This window comes from uncultured Cardiobacterium sp. (assembly GCF_938028185.1).
Taxonomy (GTDB): domain Bacteria; phylum Pseudomonadota; class Gammaproteobacteria; order Cardiobacteriales; family Cardiobacteriaceae; genus Cardiobacterium.
Genome location: NZ_CALJAH010000219.1, coordinates 1 through 1,247, shown reverse-complemented (window position 1 = coordinate 1,247; position 1,247 = coordinate 1). Strand labels below are relative to the sequence as shown.

Sequence of the window (1,247 nt, the reverse complement as noted above, 5' to 3'; positions counted from 1 at the left end):
AGCACACGCACCGCGCCGCCATCGGTAAACACCACCGGCGACACCAGCGACTTGCCCTGCCGCTTCACATAATCCACATCGACCTCTGCCAGCACATCGCCCTGGCGCACGCGGTCTCCCTGCCGGACGCGTGCGGTGAAGCCCTTGCCCTGCAACTCGACCATATCCATGCCGAGATGAATCAGCAGCTCGCGGCCATTGTCGCAGGCGATGCCGTAGGCGTGCCCGGTGGGGAAGGCGGCCTCAACCGTGCCGCTAAACGGCGCGACCACCACGCCGTCTTGCAGCTCAATGGCAATGCCGTCGCCCATGCTCTTCGAGGCAAAACCCTGATCGTCAATATCCTCAATGGCAAACAGGCGCCCGCTCATCGGCGCGATAAACACTTCCTCTGCCGGTGAAGCGGCAGGCGGCACGGTAACGGCGGGCGCGGGCGCGCTGCCCCGCTCCGCCGCATTCAGCCGCTTCTGCCCGACCAGCCAGGTGAGAACAAACGGCACGACAATCGCCGCCGCCATGGCGAGGGCAAACGAACCCCAGAATTGCGGATTAATAGAAAGAATGCCGGGAATACCGCCGACGCCAATACTGAGCGCCTGCACGCCGCTGCCGACAGAAATCACCGCGGCAATGGCAGAGCCAATCATGCCGCAAACGAGCGGGAAACCATACTTCAAATTCACGCCGAATAACGCCGGTTCCGTCACCCCCAAATAAGCGGAAATACAGGCAGGCACATTGACCTGCGCCGCGCGCGGATTGTGGCGCTGCAAAACCCCCATCGCCAGCACACTCGAACCTTGGGCAATATTGGAAAGGGCAATCATTGGCCAGAGAATCGTGCCGCCGAATTTCGTCGTCAAAGTAATATCAATGGCATTGGTCATATGATGCAGTCCGGTCATCACTACTGGTGCATAAAGCAAACCAAAAACCGCGGCGAATAACACCGACCACGAAGACGTCAGCCCGCCATAAACCACATCGGCAATAAACGTCCCAATCTTCCAGCCAATCGGGCCAACCAGCGTATGCGCAATAATCACCGCCGGCACCAGCGAACAAAACGGCACCACAATCATTGAAATCACCGCGGGCGTAATGCGGCGGAAAAAACGCTCCAAATATACCAAAACAAAACCAGCGAGAATGGCAGAAATCACCTGCCCCTGATAGCCAATCATATTGACGCGGGTAAAGCCGAAATCCCAATGCGGAATATCCTCCGCCGCCGTACTGGCGACCGC

At 58.7% G+C, this 1,247-nt stretch carries 1 protein-coding gene; it reads right to left on the bottom strand.

Annotated features, from left to right (window positions below; all coding sequences use genetic code 11):
* A partial coding sequence (locus tag Q0349_RS06415; protein ID WP_298080048.1) for a PTS sugar transporter subunit IIBCA occupies nucleotides 1–1,247 on the bottom strand: 1,247 nt, incomplete at both ends.